Raw genomic sequence first — 15,920 nt, 5'->3', positions numbered from 1 at the left:
CCGACACGTTCACCTGTCAGGACCGTCCGACACAGTCCCTAACAGACGGGTTTCGGGTTGACCCCCAGCGCTTCGAGGGTCTCGAAGTAGTCCTCATAGTCGGCCTCGACGGCGGCGGTCGCCGCGGCGACCGCCTCGTCGGCGTCGTCGGTCTCGTCGGCGAGCAGGCCGCTCGCCCGCTCGACGTACTCGTCGTAGTCGTCGCCGAACGAGCGGAACGTGCTCGCCGTCCGCGGGCTGGCCTGGCCGACGAAGTAGCCGACGACCTGGTCGGCGTTGTTGCCCGCCGCGAGCGCCCAGCCGACGAACGCGGCCAGCCGTTCGACCGTCCCGTCGACGGCGTCGAGATGGGCGACGACCGCCGGCTGCTCGCCCGGTTCGTACTCGCCGCGCTCGTCGGCGGCCGCCTCGGCGTGGTCGCGCTCGGTCGCCGCGGCGTCGGCGAACAGCTCGCTCGCCTCGCCCGATTCCTCGTCGGCCCACGCGTCGAAGCGCTCGGCGGCGAAGTGCGCGCGGTCGGCCGCCGCCTGCAACACGGCGTCGTCGTCCATCTCGCCCTCGGTGTCGGCGTACAGCGCCTTCGACGACCCGAGCCGCGACAGCGGCGTCGCCGCCTCCTCGCGGACGGTCTCGGCGAACTCCTGTGAATCCATGTGGTGAGCGTCGGCCGGCGACGGCTTGTAACCATCGTCTCCCGGCGTGGGCGCCGAGTGCGGTGGCCGTCCTCGCGGTTGCCGGGCCGCCTCAGCTCTCCCGGAACGGCTCGCCGGGAGACGCCCCTTCATGGCGGGATCGGCCGATACGGGGGTATGGAGATCAGACACCTCGACGCCGTGGTGACGCGACCCGGCCGCAACTACGTCCTCGTGCGAGCGGAGACGGCCGACGGGCTCGTCGGCTGGGGCGACGCCACCCTCAACGGCCGCGAGAAGGCCGTCGAAGCCGCGCTCGACTACCACATCGCGCCCGAGCTGGAGGGACGCGACGCCGCCCGCGTCGAAGACGTCTGGCAGTACCTCTTCCGCGGCACCTACTGGCGCGGCGGGCCGGTCCTCAACAGCGCGCTCTCCGGCGTCGATACGGCCCTGTGGGACCTGAAGGGCAAAGCGGCCGGAGCGCCGGTCTACGACCTGCTCGGCGGTCGCACGCGCGAGTACGCGACCGCCTACACGCACTGCGGCGACGAGGCGGTCGACGCCATCGTCGCCAACTGCGAGGCGGCGGCCGAGCGCGGGTTCGACCACTTCCGGGTCAACGTCGGCGACCCGGCGGGCGAGTACCTGAACCTGGACCGCGTCATCGACGGCGTCGGGGAAATCCGCGAGCGGCTGGGCCCCGACCCGGAGCTGATCGTCGACATCCACGGCCGGGCGACGCCGCGGGAGGCGAGACGCGTCGCCGCGGGCCTCGAATCGGCCGACCTGTACTTCCTCGAAGACCCCCTGCGACCGGAGAACCGCGACGCGTTCGAGGGGCTGCGGGCGGCGACGACCGCGCCGCTGGCGATGGGGGAGCTGTTCACGAACCCGTGGGAGATGCGCCCGCTGATCGAGGACGAGCTGGTCGATTTCCTCCGGGTCGACCTCTCGCACGTCGGCGGGGTCACGGCCGCGCGGAAACTCGCGACCGTCGCCGAACACCACTACGTGGAGACGGCCTTCCACGGACCGCCGGACCTCTCGCCGGTGGGCCAGGCCGCCACTGTCCACGTCGACCTCGCGGTGCCGAACTTCGGCGTCCAGGAGTTCACCGACCACGGAGCCGTCTACGGCGACCCCGTCGACGACGTGTTCTCCGGCGGCGCGACGCTGGACGAGTCCGTCGGCGGGCTCGACGTGCCGGACGAACCGGGGCTGGGTGTCGACGTGGACCGCGAGACCGCGCTGTCCTACGAGTACGAGCGCAGTCACCTCCCGACCGTCCGGCGCGAGGACGGCAGCGTCGCCGACTGGTGAGCCGCGACGGCGGCTCGCGGACCCGAAAGCACTTGGGTCGGACTCGCTGATCACGACTGATGCCCTCCCCTTCGCGTCGCGAGTTCCTGGCAGCCGCCGGCGTCGCTGCCGGGACCGCCCTCGCCGGCTGCGGCGCCGTCGAGGGGCTCTCAGGCGAACGACAGCTGACCTACACCCTCGACGCCGACCGGATCGGTACGTCGCTGGCGCCGCTGGCGCTGTGGGAGCCGCCCGAGGACCCCCGTCCCTGGACTGCCGACTACGCGGCGAACGTCGACGCCGCCGTCGCCGGCGAGCGCCCGACCACCTACGGCTACCCCCCGATCCCCGACGGCGAGTACGTCGAGCGCGACGGTACCTATTATCGGCTGTCCGTCGTGACGACCGGCCTCGAACGGATCGAGCGGCCGGTCCTCAGGCTACAGTGGGTCGGCACGCTCGACGAGCTGGAGGAGCCGCCCGGCCGAGTCCGGTACCCGGCGCTGACCCGGCTGGACCAGCGCGCCGTCAAGATCGCCTACCACGCCGCCCGTCACCGGCAGATGGGTGGCTCCCCGCCCGGCAACGTCGCCGAGGTCGGCGGCTACGTCTACCGGCGGGGGTACGAGGGACCGTCGAGCGGACTCGCGCCCGACCCGCTGCACGACCACGTCGAGTACAACGGAACCGTCCTCGAAGTCGCCGTCGAGCGTCGCGAGTTCGCGGAGCCGGCCAGGACTGGCGTCGCGATCCCGGTCGCGGACTCCGAGGCGGAGTTCGAGCGCGCGCTCGACGGCGACATGGTCGACGCCCGTCTCGACCCCGACTCGCTCTCGGAGGCCCAGCGGCTGATGCTGTACCGGGACGGCTACGAGGAGACGACGCCGCTCTCGGCGGGGTACCGCGAGCTGCTCGCGGATCTGAGGCTGGCCGACAAACTCGACGCCGCCGGCGAGGAACCGCCCCCCGCCGAGAACGGGCTGTTCCTGGCGCTGGGCGAGGAGTACTACCGCTACGGGCTGTACGTGAACCCCGCCGACTGACGGCGACGGCCACCGTGAGCGAAGGGGGTGCCGCGACGGCTACCGCGATGGGAGACGGTGCCGTCGTCCTCCTGCGGTCAGTTCGCGTCGGCCCACTCGACGGCGTTGCGCAGCAGGGCGACGAACGAGTCGTGCGCGAGCGCCTCGTCGGTGTGGCCCAGCGAGACGTAGGCGACCCGGCCCGCCGACTCGTTGGTCCAGACGACCGGGTACGCCTCCAGGTCCGGGTGGTCCATACGCGCGAGCACGGTCACGCCGTCGTCCACGTCGACCTGGTAGGGCTCGTCGTAGACGGTGAAGTCGTCGACGCCCTCGGTGACGGCGTGTGAGTCCACGATATCGACGCCGAACTCGGACTGCTCGGGGTGGGTGAGGAAGTGCCCGCCGATCAGCTCGCGCAGCTCCGGGAACGGTTCGTCGCGCGGGTCGAGCAGTTCGTCGGGGTCGTCCGCGGCGGTCGAGGTCAGGTCGGAGGCGCAGTGGACGCCGACGTAGCCGCCGCCGGCCTCGACGTGGTCGAGCAGGGCGTCGAGCTGCTCGTCGGACAGCGTCGAGTCGGTGAGGTAGTCGACGAGCACGTCGTACTCCCCGGTGAGGGCGTCGCGGTCGGTCGTGATCGTCACGTCGTAGTCCGCCAGCGCGGCCGCGAAGGCGTCGCGCTTCTCGTCGATGGCGTGGAACGGGAATGTGTTCTCCCCGAGCACGAGCACGCGTGTCATGTCCGGGTCGTCGGCCCTCCCCCGGTTAGCTCCACCGGTCCCGGAAGCCGCGTGGCGAACCCGCTGCCGGGACGCCGGCCGGCCGCTCGGGTTCCGCCGGTCTCGCGCTCTGCGGTACTTGTTCTCACTGATCGCATGTCACGTCAACACGTATCGGATAAACAATTATTAACGTCCGGTGCGAATGGGTAGATATGGCGACACGCCAGTCCACGTCGGACGCGACTCCGACATACCACACGTGCAGCTGTGGGAAACAGTTCGAGACCACAGAGGAACTGCTCGAGCACGCACGGGAGTCGCACGGGCTGAGCGTATTCTGACGAGCGCGCGCCGGTCTCGGGCTGGCCCGGCCTCGCTCAGTACACTCGCACCTGGAACTGCTCGTAGCCGCCGTGAGAGAGTTCCAGCGACCCGATCCACCAGTTCCACCGCTCGACCAGCGAGTGGTCCGCGGGCGCGTCGGCGAGTTCGTCGACGATCGTGTCGACGGTGAGTTCGTACCCCAGGTCCTCGGCGACCAGCCCCGAGTCCGCCAGGTCCCGCGCCTGCCGGGCGACCACCCGCCGCGCGTCCGCGTCACCCTCGAAGCGTTCGAGCTCCGACTCCAGTCGCTCCCGGTTCACGACACCACGATTGCACCCCGACTCCCTTGAAGCACCCCCATCGCGGAAGATATCACCCGACAGCGCCGAACGTTCACGCCAGCCAGGCGTCCTCGATCCGCAGCGTCCCGCGAGTCCCGTCCCACTCCGTCTCAGAACCACCTTTTTCCCACCCGGGTTTCCTCGCGCGCCGCCGGCGCGCTGCGGAGAACCCGGGTGGCAAAAACGTGGGCGAAAAATCCGGACGACTCGCTCACTCCGTTCGCTCGCGTCCGGCGAATCGGCGCCTGCGGCGCCGAACGTTCACGCCAGCCAGGCGTCCTCGATCCGCAGCGTCCCGCGAGTCCCGTCCCACTCGGTTTCGTACTCCAGTTCGATCGCCCGCTCCATGTGCGGCCCGTCGGTAACTAATGTCTCGAACTCGCCGCCCTCCCCCAGGATGTGGACGCCGTAGCGCTCGTTGAGGGTTTCCAGTTCGTCGAGCGCGTCGGCGTCGAGCGTCCGGCCGAGCCAGGACTCGTCGAGGCCGCCGGCGGCGACGCGGATGATCCGGATCTCGAACCCCGCGTCGAGCATCGCGTCGGCGAGTTCCCGCGGGTCCCGCTGCCACAGCGGCGCGAACACCTCGGCGTCGAGGCGCTCGGCCATCGCCTCGATGCGGGAGGTCTGGTACTCGCTCTCGACCGCGCCGGCGGTCACGCCCGCGAGCCCACCGGGCAGTTCCGGGTCGAGGTCCCACAGGGCCGCCTCCAGCGGCTCGAGTTCGGCGTCGCCCTGCGCGCCGGTGTCGGTCGTCTCCTCGGCCCCGAAGTCGTCGGGCTCGACCTCGACCAGCGGGATCCCGACGCTCTCGGCGGCGAGCCCGGCCAGCCGCGTCGCCGGGACGTGGTACATGTAGGAGTCGCCCTCCGGGTGGACGGTCACCAGCCGCTCGACGGGCAGGCCGCGTTCGAGCGCCCGGTACAGCGCCCACGAGGAGTCCTTCCCGCCGGAGAACAGCGAGACCCAGCTCCCCCCGTCCGCATCGTCTGTCATACCGATCGGTAGGCATCGTAGTGCACATAAACCATCTTTTTCGACGGTGGTCCGCGCTGGACTGTCGGCGGATGCTCGGTACAGGGGAGAGCTGTTGCGGTGAGCGGTCGCGGTGCGGTCGGCGTGCGCTGTCGTCTCGGAATCGCTTGTGATTCCGAGGGCCGTCAGAGCTTGCTCTGACGTTGGCGCGCGTTCATGCGCGCGACGACACCGCGCGAGGTCTTCGTGAACGTGTGAACGGAGGCTTGTCAGCGCTTGCTCTGACAGTGGATGAGCGACGACAGGAGCGAATCGGCTGGGGAGGGTCGTGGCCGTCTGCAGTGCTGTGCGGTCCCTGATGTCCGCGCGAACGTGTGAGCGCGGGCTCGGGAGAGCGTGCTCTCCCGGTGGACTGAACGGGCGCGACGCGCCGAGGGCTTTCAGCACTTGCTGTCGAATGCGGCCGATCCAACTCAGAGCGAGCGTACCGAGAACTCTCAACGCCCTCCGTCGAGTGTGGTCGTGTTCGCTCGCTCGCCCTCCGGACCGACTCGACGGGAAACGAGACACGCACACACCACCACACCGATCCCGGCCGCGGGCTTATCTCGCCGGGGCCGCTACACCGGGACATGACCGACGACACGCCGGGGATCACGCCCGAGGCGCTCCAGCGGCGAATCGACGCGGGGGAACCGGTCCGGGTGCTCGACCTGCGGGACCGCGACGAGGTCGAGGAGTGGTCGCTCTCCGGGCCGGGGGTGACCCTGACGCAGAAACCGTACAACCGCTTCGTCCAGGCCACCGTAACGGGCGATCTGGAGGGGTTCGCCGCGGACATCGAGGGCGAGGAGCCGATCACGGTCGTCTGCGCGCGCGGCGAGGCCAGCGGCGAGGTCGCGCGGGAACTGGCCGGCGCCGGGATCGACGCGCGCAACCTCACCGGCGGGATGGAGGCGTGGGCGCGACTGCTGCTCGCGACCGAGATCGACGGGGCGCTGCCCGAGACACCGGAGTCGACGCTCGTCCAGTACCGCCGCCCGTCCAGCGGCTGTCTGGGATACATGCTCGTCGCGGGCGGCGAGGCGGCGGTCGTCGACCCGCTGCGGGCGTTCGCCGACCGGTACGTCGCGGACGCGACCGAGCGCGGTGTCGAGATCACGACCGTCGTGGACACGCACGTCCACGCCGACCACGTCAGCGGGTTGCGCGCGCTGGCCGAGCGGACGGGGGCGACGCCGGTGATGCCCGCACCGGCCGTCGAGCGGGGCGTGACCTACGACGTGGAGACGGTCGCGGACGGCGACACCGTCGGGGTCGGCGACCTGACGCTCGAGGCCGTCCACGCGCCGGGCCACACAACGGGGATGACCGCCTTCGCCGTCGGCGACGCGCTGCTGACCGGCGACAGCCTGTTCGTCGACGGGGTGGCCCGGCCGGACCTGGAGGAGGGGTCCGACGAGGCGCCCGCGTTCGCGCGGGAGCTCTACCGGACGCTCACCGAGCGGTTCGCTCGGTTCCCCGACGGGTCGCTCGTCGCGCCGGGCCACCACGGCGAGGGCGCCCCGCCCGGCGAGGACGGGGCCGTCACGGCGCGGCTGGGCGACTGTCGCGACCTGCCCGTCTTCGAGCTGAGCGAGGCCGCGTTCGTCGACCGGGTGACCGGGCGGACGCCGCCGCGGCCGGCCAACCACGAGGCGATCGTCGCGATCAACCTCGGCCGCGAGACGGCGGCCGACGAGGGGGCGTTCGAACTCGAACTGGGGCCGAACAACTGCGCGGCCGCGACGGCCGACGACTGAGTCGGGCGCGGGAGGGAGGACGGGGCGGGCCGCGCGACTGTGGGTGTAAGTGTCAGAGGTCCGTCAGAACGGGAGCCGTTCGCGGATCTGGTCGACGAACGACTCGTCGTCGGGGTCGACGGGGCCGACGACGCCGTCCTCGGGGACGATGACGGTGCGGTGGTCCTCCTGGTGGGCCTCGATGAGGCCGTCCTCCTTCAGGTCGGCCAGCGCGTCCTCCAGCGTGTCGATGTCGACCTCGACACGCGACCGGAGTTCGAAGACGGTCATCCCCTCCTCGCGCCGGTCGGCCAGCGCGTCCAGGACCGCGACCTCGACCTCGTCGCGGTCGCGATACTCCGGTTTCGCCTGCATACCCCACTGTTCGGCTGGCCGGGTCTTACGTGTATCCCCCGCGAGGGGCGACCGGGCCCCGCGAGCGTGTCGGACCGCACGACTGCTCGACGTTCGGACAAACAGCACGCTTATGGTTCGGACGGGTCGAACACGTGGTAATGAGTATCAAGTGTTCGCTCCTGGGACACAGCTTCGGCGAGACGACCGTCGAGCGGGAGCGCGAGGAGGAGGGGACGGAAGTCGTCATCACGATCACCGAGATGGAGACGTGTTCCCGCTGCGGCGAGACCCGTGTGGTCTCCGAGAACAAGGAGGTGACCACCCTCGAGACCCCCGAGGGCGGCCCCGACGAGTTCGAGGCCACGCCGGGCGCTGAGCCCGACGACGCGGCCGAGGGGGACACGCCGGCCGACGACGTGGCCGCGGGCGAGGGCGCCGGCGCGAGCGAAACGGCCGACGACGCGAGCGACGCGGACGTGGCGACCGACGCGGGGGGGTCGGTCGCGGACGAGGGGGGCGAGGGCACGGACGCGGTCATCCTCGACGACGACGGCGGCGACGAGTCCTCGGCACAGGCCGAGGCCCGCGGCGGCGAGACGACCATCCCGGACGCCGAGGGGGACGGCGAGCACGCCGTCGAGACCGACGAAGGCGACGCGGTCATCATCGGCGACGACGACCGCGACCCCGGCGACTGGCCGAACGAGGACGACGAGGTCGAAGCCGCCGACGCGGGAAGCGCCGGCGACGAGGGCGGCGACGGCGACGTGGTCGACGACACCGCGGTCGACGAGGCTCCCGAACCGGACACCGACGGCGACGACCGCGACCCCGGTGAGTGGCCCGAGGAACCGTCCGATCCGGCCGAACGCGCCGGCGAGACCGCCGAGGTCGAGATCCTCGGCGACGACGACGGCGACGCGGGCGCGGCCGGCGGGGGCGGGACCGACGGTGCCCGGGCCGACCCGGACCCCGGTCCGGACGCCGCCGACGCGACCGCGACGGTCGAAGCGGACGCGGCGACCGGTGCGGATACGAGCGACGACGCGGTCGACGACGACGCCGTCGGCGCCTGGCCGGAGGAGGAGTCCCCCTCGACCGGCGCCGAGTCGATGGGCGACTGGCCCGAGGAGACCAAACGCGACGGGCCGACGGACCCGGGGGCGGCCGGGCCGTCGCTCGACGGCGACGAGACGCCGTCGATCACCGTCCCCGAGGGGACGTTCAAGTGCTCCGAGTGCGACTTCTCGACCGAGGCCGACGCCACCTCGCTGCGCGCCGGCGACTTCTGCCCGGAGTGTCGCCGCGGGACCCTGCTCGAACACGCCGACACCGTCGCCGAGGAGTGAGGCTCCCGACGGGCGGGGGTTCCGTTCGGCGCCGGACCGCGCCGCGGTCCCGCGGCCCGGCGCGCTCGAAAAAGGTATGAACGGTGCTTGCAAAGGGTCGCCCATGCGGGAGTACAAGATGCGCCGGGGAGAGCACCTCGACGAGCGTATCGAAGACATGGAGGCGACGATCGAGGACTACTTCGGGACCATCTCGACCACCGAGGAGTACAAGGGGAGCGACCTCTACGTGGTCGAGGACCCGGACAACCCGGTGTTCCAGCGCATCATCGCCGGCGCGGTCGAGTACAGCGGCAAGAAAGACAAACTCGCGGTCGACTTCGTCGAGCGCGACGCCGAGGACGTCATCGCCGAGGGCAACGCCGACGCCGCCGCGGACGCGGTCGACGCGAAGAACGACTTCCTGCTCGAGGCAACCGGCCGCGACGCCAAGAGCCGTCGCGACTCGATGAAACGCGCCGTCGAGGACAGCCCCGACGAGGCCGACGAGGTCTGAACTCCTTCTCCCTGCCGCCTGCGCGGGGGACGCCGCGGCAGACCTAAATACGGCTGTGACGTACTGTCACACATCGCCCGCCCGGAGGCGACGACGAAGTATCCCGGCCTGAACCGCCGGAGCTGTGGCCATGGGTAGGGCCACGCCACAGTTCCTGTCCGAACCACCTCGACGGAGGCGGTCACACTCGGCATCCGGCGGTTCCGGTAAATGCTTTCTGTCACCTGACAGCGATGCGAGAGAAATTCGCCGCGACCGGCGGGTCGCCCCCATCGACCCTCCGGTCACCGACGCGGCGGGCGCAGGGGCTCGATCGGGAGGGGCACACAGGCGAACCGACGGGAGTGGACGCGACGAGCGGTGACGCTGCGAATCCGGACGTGACGAGTCAGGGTGCGCGTGGCCCGTCCCCTGCGCCGGGCCGGACCGGGATCCGAGCCGGGCCGGACCGGGATCCGAGCCGGGCGGTCCGGCGCCCGTCCCCCGGGCGACCCGCGGTGGCTTACTGCCCGAGCGGGTCGCGGTTGATGGCGACGCCGTGGGGCGTGATGATGAGCTGGTCGTCGCCCTTCTGGGCGATGTCGCCGCCGACCTCGTTGGCGACCTGCTTGAGCTCGTCGGTGATGTGCTCCATCGTCCGGTCCTGGGTGGTGTGACGGGTGATGTCGGCGATCACCACGTCGCCGTCGTAGACGGCGTCCTTGATGTCGATGACGTCCTGTTTGTCCCCGATCTTGGCGATGCGGACCTCCCGCGAGGCCGCCGCCGCCCCCGCGTCGACCCCGTCGCTCTCGATCTCGACGTAGTCCTCTTTCTGCCGGCTGCCCCCGGATTCCCCGAGGATCTTGCTCATAAGTCCCATACACTCTCTCCCGGTCGCTGTCCGTTTGTATTTTACGTCAGACATCCCTCGCCGCCCGGACACTCGTGGGGCGCGAGTTCGTCGACGACCGTGCTGTTCGTCCGGACGCCGCCCGGACCCGGTCACTGCTCCCACGCGGCCACGTTCAGCCGGCCGGCGACCACGGCCCCCGCGCCGCGCTGGATCGGGATCGGGCGACTCGCGGTGCTCGCGCTGTCCGGCACGCCCAGGTCGGGGTCCTCGACCTCGTCGCGGACGCCGGTGTGGCCGGGCGCGCCCTGGGGCCCGTAGACGACGTGGCGGGTCTCCCCGCTCGCCGTCTCGAAGCGCGCCTGTTTCTTCGAGTCGCCGACCTCCGTCCGGGTGACGTTGATGTAGACGTAGTACCCCTCCGGGAGCCCGGACGGGCCCGGTCCGGACGCCGACGACGCGCTGTACAGCGTGTCCAGGTCCCTCGTCGCGGGATAGACGCCCGACTCCTGCATCTCGGCCCACACGTCGTCGATGACCGACTCGGCCACGTCGCGGTCGCTGGTGCCCGGGAGGGTGTCGGTGACGTAGCCGGCGTAGAGACTGAGCGCGATCGCCATCGCGGCGACGGCGATCAGCGCCCCCAGCGGCTCGGTCTGGCCCGCGTCACGCCGTGACCAGCGTCGCACGGTACTCCCCCCATCTGACGTGTCTGACCACCAGTCGCCCGTCCGCGACCCGCCACTTCGGGACCGTCGGGTCGTCGACGCTCTCCTCGGCGAACTCCGAGGCGTTGGCCACGTCCTCGCGGAACTCCTGTTTCGGCGTCAGCGGCGGGAACTCCGACGGCTCGCCCTGGTACTGACCGGCGACGGACTCCCCCTGCAGGACCGCCCTGAGCTCGTCGCTCCCCCGGTCGGCCCACACCGGGACGACCCGGGCGTACGAGAGGCTCGCCCGCGTGGTGCCGCCGTCGTTTCTCATGACGATCGTCTTGTTGGCGACGTACCACCGGTCGGCGTTGTGCTCGTACTCGGCGGTCGCGTTGTAGCCGCTGGCGGTCACGCGGTCGATGGCGTCGGCCGCCTCCGCGGTGTCGGGCGGCGGCTCCGCCGGGAACGACGCCACGACCCCCACGAACGCCAGGCTCACCAGCGCGACGCCGAACCACACGTACCACGCGTCCGCCGGCGACTCCAGCTCCATACCCGGTTTGGTCCCGTCATCGTACTTAAACGACAACGCGAGGCCGGGCGCTCGCGGGGAGCAACTGCCGCGAGCAGTTCCGCCGTGGTCGTCGACGACCCCGACGAACGTCCGCCGGCCGTCGCCCGGCGCGGTCACAGCCCGATCACGGAGACGGTCCCGACGACCGCCAGCACGTAGATGGGGGTCGCGGAGACGAGCGACCGGCCGACGTGGTAGCCGACCAGCGAGCGGTCGAGGCCGTTGCGCAGGCCGATCGACAGCGTCGTCAGGATGACCGACATCAGGAGGACGTAGACGCCGACGACCAGCGCGAGCTGGTCGGCCGACAGCGCCTTCCCGACCTGGTCGCTGGCCGCCCGGGTGCCGCTGCTGTCGGAGATCCGCTTGGCGAGCGCGACCGTCGCGCCGGCGACCAGCGGCCCGAAGTACGCCGCCGTCGAGTCGAGCGTCCCGGTGACCGAGGACAGCTGGCGTCTGGCCTCGGCCTCGACCTCCTGGAGCTCCTCGAGGTGGTCGGCCATCGCGACGACGGCGCTGCCGGCGGGCCGGCCCTCCCGGGCGGCGATCGACAGCAGCGACGCCATGCCGTGGGCGCGCGGGCTCGGCACGTCCGCAAGCGAGCCGTACTCGCCGAAGAAGGCGTCGTCGACGGTGACGTGCAGCCGCTCCTGGAGGCCGGCCGCCTGCTCGAAGACCGCGCCCGTCTCGCCGGGGACGCGCTCGCCGGCGTGGGCGATGGCCGACTCGACGGCCTGGCCCTCCGCGACCTGCCGACCGACGAGGTACAGCGCGTCCGTGAGGTGCTCCTCGATGTCGCGGACGTGGTCGCGCATCGCCTTGACCGGCCCGAACACCACCAGCAGGGCGGTCCCGAGCCCGAGCCCCACCCCGGCGACCGGCGCGAGGAAGCCGAAGCCGGCCGGGACCAGCACGCCCGCGGCCGCGACCCCGACCGCGAGGCCGCCGCCGACCCCGACCAGCCGGCGGTCCTCGACGTCGGGGTGGGCGGTCGTCACCCGGGGCGGCGGGAAGGCGACGGGGCGGCGCTGGAGCAGCCAGACGCTCGCGGCGACCAGCCCCGCCGGCAGCGCCACGTCGTAGACCAGGACGAAGAACTCGATGGGGAGGTAGAACCCCCCGTCGCCCCCCCCGGCGAGGCCGATGGCCGGCACCAGCGCCACCAGCGCGAGCGGGAGCATCACGCCGAAGGCGTACAGCCCCGTCGTCGGCCCGCGGATCTCGCTGGTGAACTCGGCCATCTCCTCGCGGGTGCCGTCGAGGACCGCCCGCAGCGCCCGTTCGAGCGTCCGCTCGCGCTCGTCCGGCGGCGCGTTCTCCGCCGTCGCCAGCAGGTGGGCCGCCCGCCGCAGCGCCGGGAAGTCCTCGGCCCAGTCCTCCGCGAAGGAGACCAGGCCGGTCCGGGGCGAGCCGATCGAGCGGTCGATGTGACTCGCCAGGCTCGCGGCCAGCGGGCCCCGGCCCGTCCGGGCGGCGAACTCGACGGCCGTCTCGGTCGCCGGCTGGATCTGCATCCGCAGGACAGCCCGGCCGATCAGGTTCGGCGTGTCCCCCAGCGCCTCCGTCCGGCGGAACCCCGCCAGCACGGTCGGCGCCGTGTGGACGCCGTGGATCACCGCCACGCCGACCGGGAGCGCGAGGACGATGTACGGGAGCTTCCCCGCCGCGAGGAGGACGAGCGCGACCGCCAGTGCCGCGACGACGCCCGCGCCGAAGCCCGCGCGGACGACCGTCTCGGGGGTGACCGGCGACTCGACGAAGGCGATCGCCTCGACGAGGTCGTCGCTGGTCTCGACCTCGTAGGGGTACAGCCGCGCGAGTCCGCGGACGGCGCCGGCGGTCCAGCCCATGGCTCACTCGACGCCGCGGCCGGCGTAGGCCGCGGCCACCTCCGTCGGCTCGGTCCGTCCGTCCTCGGCGATCGTCTCCAGCCGTTCGCCCCGCTCGACGACCGCCTCCCGCAGGTCGGCGTAGGACTCGGCGGGGCCGGTCAGCCGGTCGAGAAAGCGGCTCTCCCCGCGGTCGATCCGGTCGGTCGACCGGGCGATGTCGCCCTCGATCTCGTACAGCGGCGCGAACCGTATCTCGTCGTCGCCGACGATCACCTCCTCGATGGCCGAGAGGCGCCGTTTCCGGCCCGTCGGCGTGCGGTAGGCCTGGACCGTCACGACCAGGTCCGTCGCGCCGAACGACGACGGCGGGACGCCCAGGTCGGAGACGACCCGCTCGAACACCTCGTCGGCGCCGTCGCCGTGGATCGTCCCCAGGACCGCGTTGGCGTTGGCGCCGACGCGCATCGCCTCGTAGAGCACCTGGGCCTCCTCGCCGCGGATCTCCCCGACGACCAGCGCCCCGTCGCCCAGCCGCAGGGCCGTCCGCAGGGCGTCGGCCGCCTCGATCTCCGGGCCGCCGCCGGTGCCCGTCCTGAGTGGCTGCACGTCGCGGTCACAGCGCTGGAGCTGGTCGACGGGGAGTTCGGGCGTGTCCTCGATGACGACCGTCCGGGTGTCCGGCGTGACCTCGTACAGCAGCGTCCCCAGCAGCGTGGTCTTCCCGGCGCCGCGGGTGCCGGCGATGAGCGCGGCGGCGTTGCGCTCGACGGCGACCGAGAGGAAGCCCGCGGCCTCGGGGGGCATCGTCCCGTTGCGGACGAGCTCCGGCAGCGTGAACGTGTCCTCGGCCTGCTCGCGGAAGGCGAAGGCCACGCCCTCCGCGACGGGGTCGGTGACGCCGGCCACCCGCAGGCCGGTGCCGTTCTCCAGGTCGGCCGTCGCGTCGACGGTCGGCGTCGCCCGCGAGAACGCCCGCCCGCTGGTCCGCCGGATGCGCGAGGCCAGCGCGCCCCCGCCGTCGGCGGTGAGGTGGACGTTCGTCGACATCGCCTGGCCGTCGACCTCCACGCGGATCGGGTTTGCCTCGACCGGCGAGGTGGCGTACACGTCCGTCACGCGCGGGTCCGCGAAGAGGTCCTCCAGCACGCCGTAGCCCTGGGTGTGCTTGCCGAGGATCGCCGTCAGGATCGGGTCGACCTCGCCGTCGCTGACGTACTCGATCGCCCGCGAGGCGCGGCGATCCCCCTCGACCAGCCCCTTCGCGATGGCCTCGTAGCCGTCCAGCAGGAGCTCGCGTTGCTCGACCGACAGCGACACGTCGACCACGTCCAGCGAGTACAGCGGGATCGAGTCCTCGCGGCCGTAGACCCGCGCGGTCGAGCCCGTCGGGAGCTCCGTCACGTCCCGCAGGCGGGCGCCGTCGTCGACGGCGCGGTCGACGTAGTAGTGGCCGACCGTGAGCCCGACCGTCGGCGAGAACGCCTCGTCGTAGCCGTCGACGCCCGCCGCGGCGTCGACCAGGCCGGACTGGGTCGCGATGTCGGCGACCGGGCCGACGCGGGACTCGACCTCGTCGGCGACCGAGAGCGGGTCCGTCGCCGCCGCGCGGGCGAGCCGGTCGTCGCGGTCGCCCAGCAGGTCGACGAACCGCCCGGCGGTCCCGAGCAGGTCCAGCGCCCGGTCGCCGTAGCGGTACTCCAGCCCGCTGGCCCGGACGACCAGCCCGTCGACCGTGCGCTCGGCGAGCTCCCGGACGACCGTCGCCCGGCAGTGGGGCGAGGCCCGCAGGTCGCCGCTGTTGTCACACCCCGACGCGTCGACCAGCAACACCCTCTCGTCGACGGTCAGCTCGCACGTGCAGGGGGGATCCTCGCCGCCCTCGTCGTCCCCGACGAGTCCGTCCAGCCCCACCGCGTCGAGGACCGTCGCCAGCGACAGCTCCGACCGTCCCGTTGCCATGCCGGAAGTGGCCGCGCGTTCGGTCTTAAAGTTCTACACGGACCCCACGGACGGGCCGGGACCGACCCGCCGGGGCCCCGACCGACCCCCGGTCGCGGCCCGGCCGTCAGCCGCCGACCCGGTGGACCCGGACGACGGGGTCCCCGTCGTCGTCGCGCGACAGCCGGAAGATGTAGGAGTGTTCGCCGGATATCCGCCCGAGCCGCAGCGTCCCGCCGTCGGCGTTGACGACCGCGGCGTCGATCTGTCTGGTCCGCTCCGGCCGCCCGCCGACGCGGTAGGTGAGGACGCTGTGGGCGCGCGACCCCCGGCGCTCGACCCGGAACGTCAGGACGGCCGTCGCCGTCAGCGACGGCGTCGGGAAGGTGACGTCGACGACCCGCTGGGGGCCGCGCACGCCCGGCGGCGGCAGGTCTTCGGTCTCGACGAGCTCGACCGCGGTCTGTTCGAACTGTTCGGCGACGCTCCCGACCCGCCGGTCGCTGTTGACGCCGGCCGCGTGGTCGATGACCGGCATCGAGACCCCGACGAGCACGACCGTCAGGATCGCGGCCAGGACGACGCGGATCACGGGAGCTTCGAGCGGAGCGTCGTCAGCAGGCCGTCGTCATCGTCGTCGCCCCGGTCGAACTTATCGGCGAGCGTCCCGTCGTCGGCGTCCTCGTCCGACTCCAGGTCGAGGTCCGCACCGTCGTCGCTCGCAGGTCCGTCGGCGGCCGACGCGCCGGCGGCCGCCGCTCCCCCGCGCCCGCCGCGGGAGCCGCCACCGCCG

16 protein-coding genes and 1 pseudogene are annotated in these 15,920 nt (G+C 72.2%); 5 read left to right on the top strand and 12 right to left on the bottom strand.

Features of this window, described 5'->3' with window-relative positions:
• Window positions 1–38 precede the first annotated feature (38 nt).
• Window positions 39–653 (bottom strand): rubrerythrin family protein, encoded by a 615-nt coding sequence (locus ACMGFG_RS00085; protein ID WP_436928313.1) that lies wholly within the window; start codon window positions 651–653, stop codon window positions 39–41.
• Window positions 654–809: 156 nt separating this feature from the next.
• Between ACMGFG_RS00085 and ACMGFG_RS00080 the strand changes: the two genes are divergently transcribed.
• Together ACMGFG_RS00080 and ACMGFG_RS00075 are read left to right on the top strand one after the other, a co-directional pair.
• Entirely contained in the window at window positions 810–1,955 is a 1,146-nt protein-coding gene (locus ACMGFG_RS00080) for an enolase C-terminal domain-like protein (RefSeq protein ID WP_436928312.1), read from the top strand.
• A 59-nt stretch (window positions 1,956–2,014) separates the two neighbouring features.
• Complete coding sequence (locus ACMGFG_RS00075; protein WP_436928311.1) at window positions 2,015–2,977, top strand: hypothetical protein; 963 nt, start codon at window positions 2,015–2,017, stop codon at window positions 2,975–2,977.
• 77 nt (window positions 2,978–3,054) lie between these two features.
• Here the strand turns inward: ACMGFG_RS00075 and ACMGFG_RS00070 are convergent, their stop codons facing one another.
• The 3 genes from ACMGFG_RS00070 to ACMGFG_RS00060 form a co-directional block, all read right to left on the bottom strand.
• Complete coding sequence (locus ACMGFG_RS00070; RefSeq protein ID WP_436928310.1) at window positions 3,055–3,696, bottom strand: ThuA domain-containing protein; 642 nt, start codon at window positions 3,694–3,696, stop codon at window positions 3,055–3,057.
• Between the two features lie 359 nt (window positions 3,697–4,055).
• Window positions 4,056–4,322, bottom strand: a complete 267-nt coding sequence (locus ACMGFG_RS00065) for a WNWW family protein (RefSeq protein ID WP_436928309.1) — start codon at window positions 4,320–4,322, stop codon at window positions 4,056–4,058.
• Between the two features lie 282 nt (window positions 4,323–4,604).
• Window positions 4,605–5,336 carry a diphthine--ammonia ligase gene (locus tag ACMGFG_RS00060; RefSeq protein ID WP_436928308.1) on the bottom strand — a complete coding sequence of 244 codons (732 nt, stop codon included), beginning with the start codon at window positions 5,334–5,336 and terminating at the stop codon, window positions 4,605–4,607.
• Between the two features lie 611 nt (window positions 5,337–5,947).
• On the opposite strand from ACMGFG_RS00060, the gene ACMGFG_RS00055 reads away from it, so the two are divergent.
• Complete coding sequence (locus ACMGFG_RS00055; protein WP_436928307.1) at window positions 5,948–7,117, top strand: MBL fold metallo-hydrolase; 1,170 nt, start codon at window positions 5,948–5,950, stop codon at window positions 7,115–7,117.
• A gap of 63 nt (window positions 7,118–7,180) precedes the next feature.
• Here ACMGFG_RS00055 and ACMGFG_RS00050 read toward each other — a convergent pair whose 3' ends face one another.
• Entirely contained in the window at window positions 7,181–7,471 is a 291-nt protein-coding gene (locus tag ACMGFG_RS00050; protein WP_436928306.1) for a DUF6432 family protein, read from the bottom strand.
• Between the two features lie 140 nt (window positions 7,472–7,611).
• Between ACMGFG_RS00050 and ACMGFG_RS00045 the strand changes: the two genes are divergently transcribed.
• Both ACMGFG_RS00045 and ACMGFG_RS00040 read left to right on the top strand, forming a co-directional pair.
• Window positions 7,612–8,802, top strand: a complete 1,191-nt coding sequence (locus ACMGFG_RS00045) for a DUF7093 family protein (RefSeq protein ID WP_436928305.1) — start codon at window positions 7,612–7,614, stop codon at window positions 8,800–8,802.
• A 103-nt stretch (window positions 8,803–8,905) separates the two neighbouring features.
• Window positions 8,906–9,298, top strand: a complete 393-nt coding sequence (locus tag ACMGFG_RS00040; RefSeq protein ID WP_436928304.1) for a DUF5611 family protein — start codon at window positions 8,906–8,908, stop codon at window positions 9,296–9,298.
• Window positions 9,299–9,800: 502 nt separating this feature from the next.
• Here ACMGFG_RS00040 and ACMGFG_RS00035 read toward each other — a convergent pair.
• The 7 genes and pseudogenes from ACMGFG_RS00035 to ACMGFG_RS00005 all read right to left on the bottom strand — a co-directional run.
• Window positions 9,801–10,160, bottom strand: coding sequence for a cell division protein SepF (locus ACMGFG_RS00035; protein ID WP_135365373.1), 360 nt, complete (start codon window positions 10,158–10,160; stop codon window positions 9,801–9,803).
• Between the two features lie 122 nt (window positions 10,161–10,282).
• Window positions 10,283–10,819 carry a DUF7285 family protein gene (locus ACMGFG_RS00030; RefSeq protein WP_436928303.1) on the bottom strand — a complete coding sequence of 179 codons (537 nt, stop codon included), beginning with the start codon at window positions 10,817–10,819 and terminating at the stop codon, window positions 10,283–10,285.
• Complete coding sequence (locus ACMGFG_RS00025) at window positions 10,797–11,336, bottom strand: DUF7283 family protein (protein WP_436928302.1); 540 nt, start codon at window positions 11,334–11,336, stop codon at window positions 10,797–10,799. The genes ACMGFG_RS00030 and ACMGFG_RS00025 overlap by 23 nt, the downstream gene beginning before the upstream one ends.
• 134 nt (window positions 11,337–11,470) lie before the next feature.
• The gene (locus ACMGFG_RS00020) at window positions 11,471–13,207 is read right to left on the bottom strand and encodes a secretion system protein (RefSeq protein WP_436928301.1); all 1,737 of its coding nucleotides are present in this window, start codon (window positions 13,205–13,207) and stop codon (window positions 11,471–11,473) included.
• Between the two features lie 3 nt (window positions 13,208–13,210).
• On the bottom strand, window positions 13,211–15,148 hold the full coding sequence (locus tag ACMGFG_RS00015) for an ATPase, T2SS/T4P/T4SS family (protein WP_436928300.1): 1,938 nt from the start codon (window positions 15,146–15,148) through the stop codon (window positions 13,211–13,213).
• A 106-nt stretch (window positions 15,149–15,254) separates the two neighbouring features.
• Window positions 15,255–15,719 (bottom strand): DUF7311 family protein, encoded by a 465-nt coding sequence (locus ACMGFG_RS00010; protein WP_436928299.1) that lies wholly within the window; start codon window positions 15,717–15,719, stop codon window positions 15,255–15,257.
• Window positions 15,716–15,920: pseudogene (locus ACMGFG_RS00005) on the bottom strand (hypothetical protein); the annotation flags it as partial. The gene ACMGFG_RS00010 and the pseudogene ACMGFG_RS00005, both read right to left, overlap by 4 nt.

Source organism: Halosimplex halobium (assembly GCF_051414055.1).
GTDB lineage: Archaea > Halobacteriota > Halobacteria > Halobacteriales > Haloarculaceae > Halosimplex > Halosimplex halobium.
The sequence above is the reverse complement of the archived record's forward strand: the minus strand, read 5'-3'. Positions and strand labels throughout refer to the sequence as shown.

Coding starts and splice junctions, on each gene's coding strand:
- ACMGFG_RS00085 (WP_436928313.1), bottom strand. CDS start 653: ATGGATTCACAGGAGTTCGCCGAGACCGTCCGCGAGGAGGCGGCGACG.
- ACMGFG_RS00080 (WP_436928312.1), top strand. CDS start 810: ATGGAGATCAGACACCTCGACGCCGTGGTGACGCGACCCGGCCGCAAC.
- ACMGFG_RS00075 (WP_436928311.1), top strand. CDS start 2,015: ATGCCCTCCCCTTCGCGTCGCGAGTTCCTGGCAGCCGCCGGCGTCGCT.
- ACMGFG_RS00070 (WP_436928310.1), bottom strand. CDS start 3,696: ATGACACGCGTGCTCGTGCTCGGGGAGAACACATTCCCGTTCCACGCC.
- ACMGFG_RS00060 (WP_436928308.1), bottom strand. CDS start 5,336: ATGACAGACGATGCGGACGGGGGGAGCTGGGTCTCGCTGTTCTCCGGC.
- ACMGFG_RS00055 (WP_436928307.1), top strand. CDS start 5,948: ATGACCGACGACACGCCGGGGATCACGCCCGAGGCGCTCCAGCGGCGA.
- ACMGFG_RS00050 (WP_436928306.1), bottom strand. CDS start 7,471: ATGCAGGCGAAACCGGAGTATCGCGACCGCGACGAGGTCGAGGTCGCG.
- ACMGFG_RS00045 (WP_436928305.1), top strand. CDS start 7,612: ATGAGTATCAAGTGTTCGCTCCTGGGACACAGCTTCGGCGAGACGACC.
- ACMGFG_RS00040 (WP_436928304.1), top strand. CDS start 8,906: ATGCGGGAGTACAAGATGCGCCGGGGAGAGCACCTCGACGAGCGTATC.
- ACMGFG_RS00035 (WP_135365373.1), bottom strand. CDS start 10,160: ATGGGACTTATGAGCAAGATCCTCGGGGAATCCGGGGGCAGCCGGCAG.
- ACMGFG_RS00025 (WP_436928302.1), bottom strand. CDS start 11,336: ATGGAGCTGGAGTCGCCGGCGGACGCGTGGTACGTGTGGTTCGGCGTC.
- ACMGFG_RS00020 (WP_436928301.1), bottom strand. CDS start 13,207: ATGGGCTGGACCGCCGGCGCCGTCCGCGGACTCGCGCGGCTGTACCCC.
- ACMGFG_RS00015 (WP_436928300.1), bottom strand. CDS start 15,148: ATGGCAACGGGACGGTCGGAGCTGTCGCTGGCGACGGTCCTCGACGCG.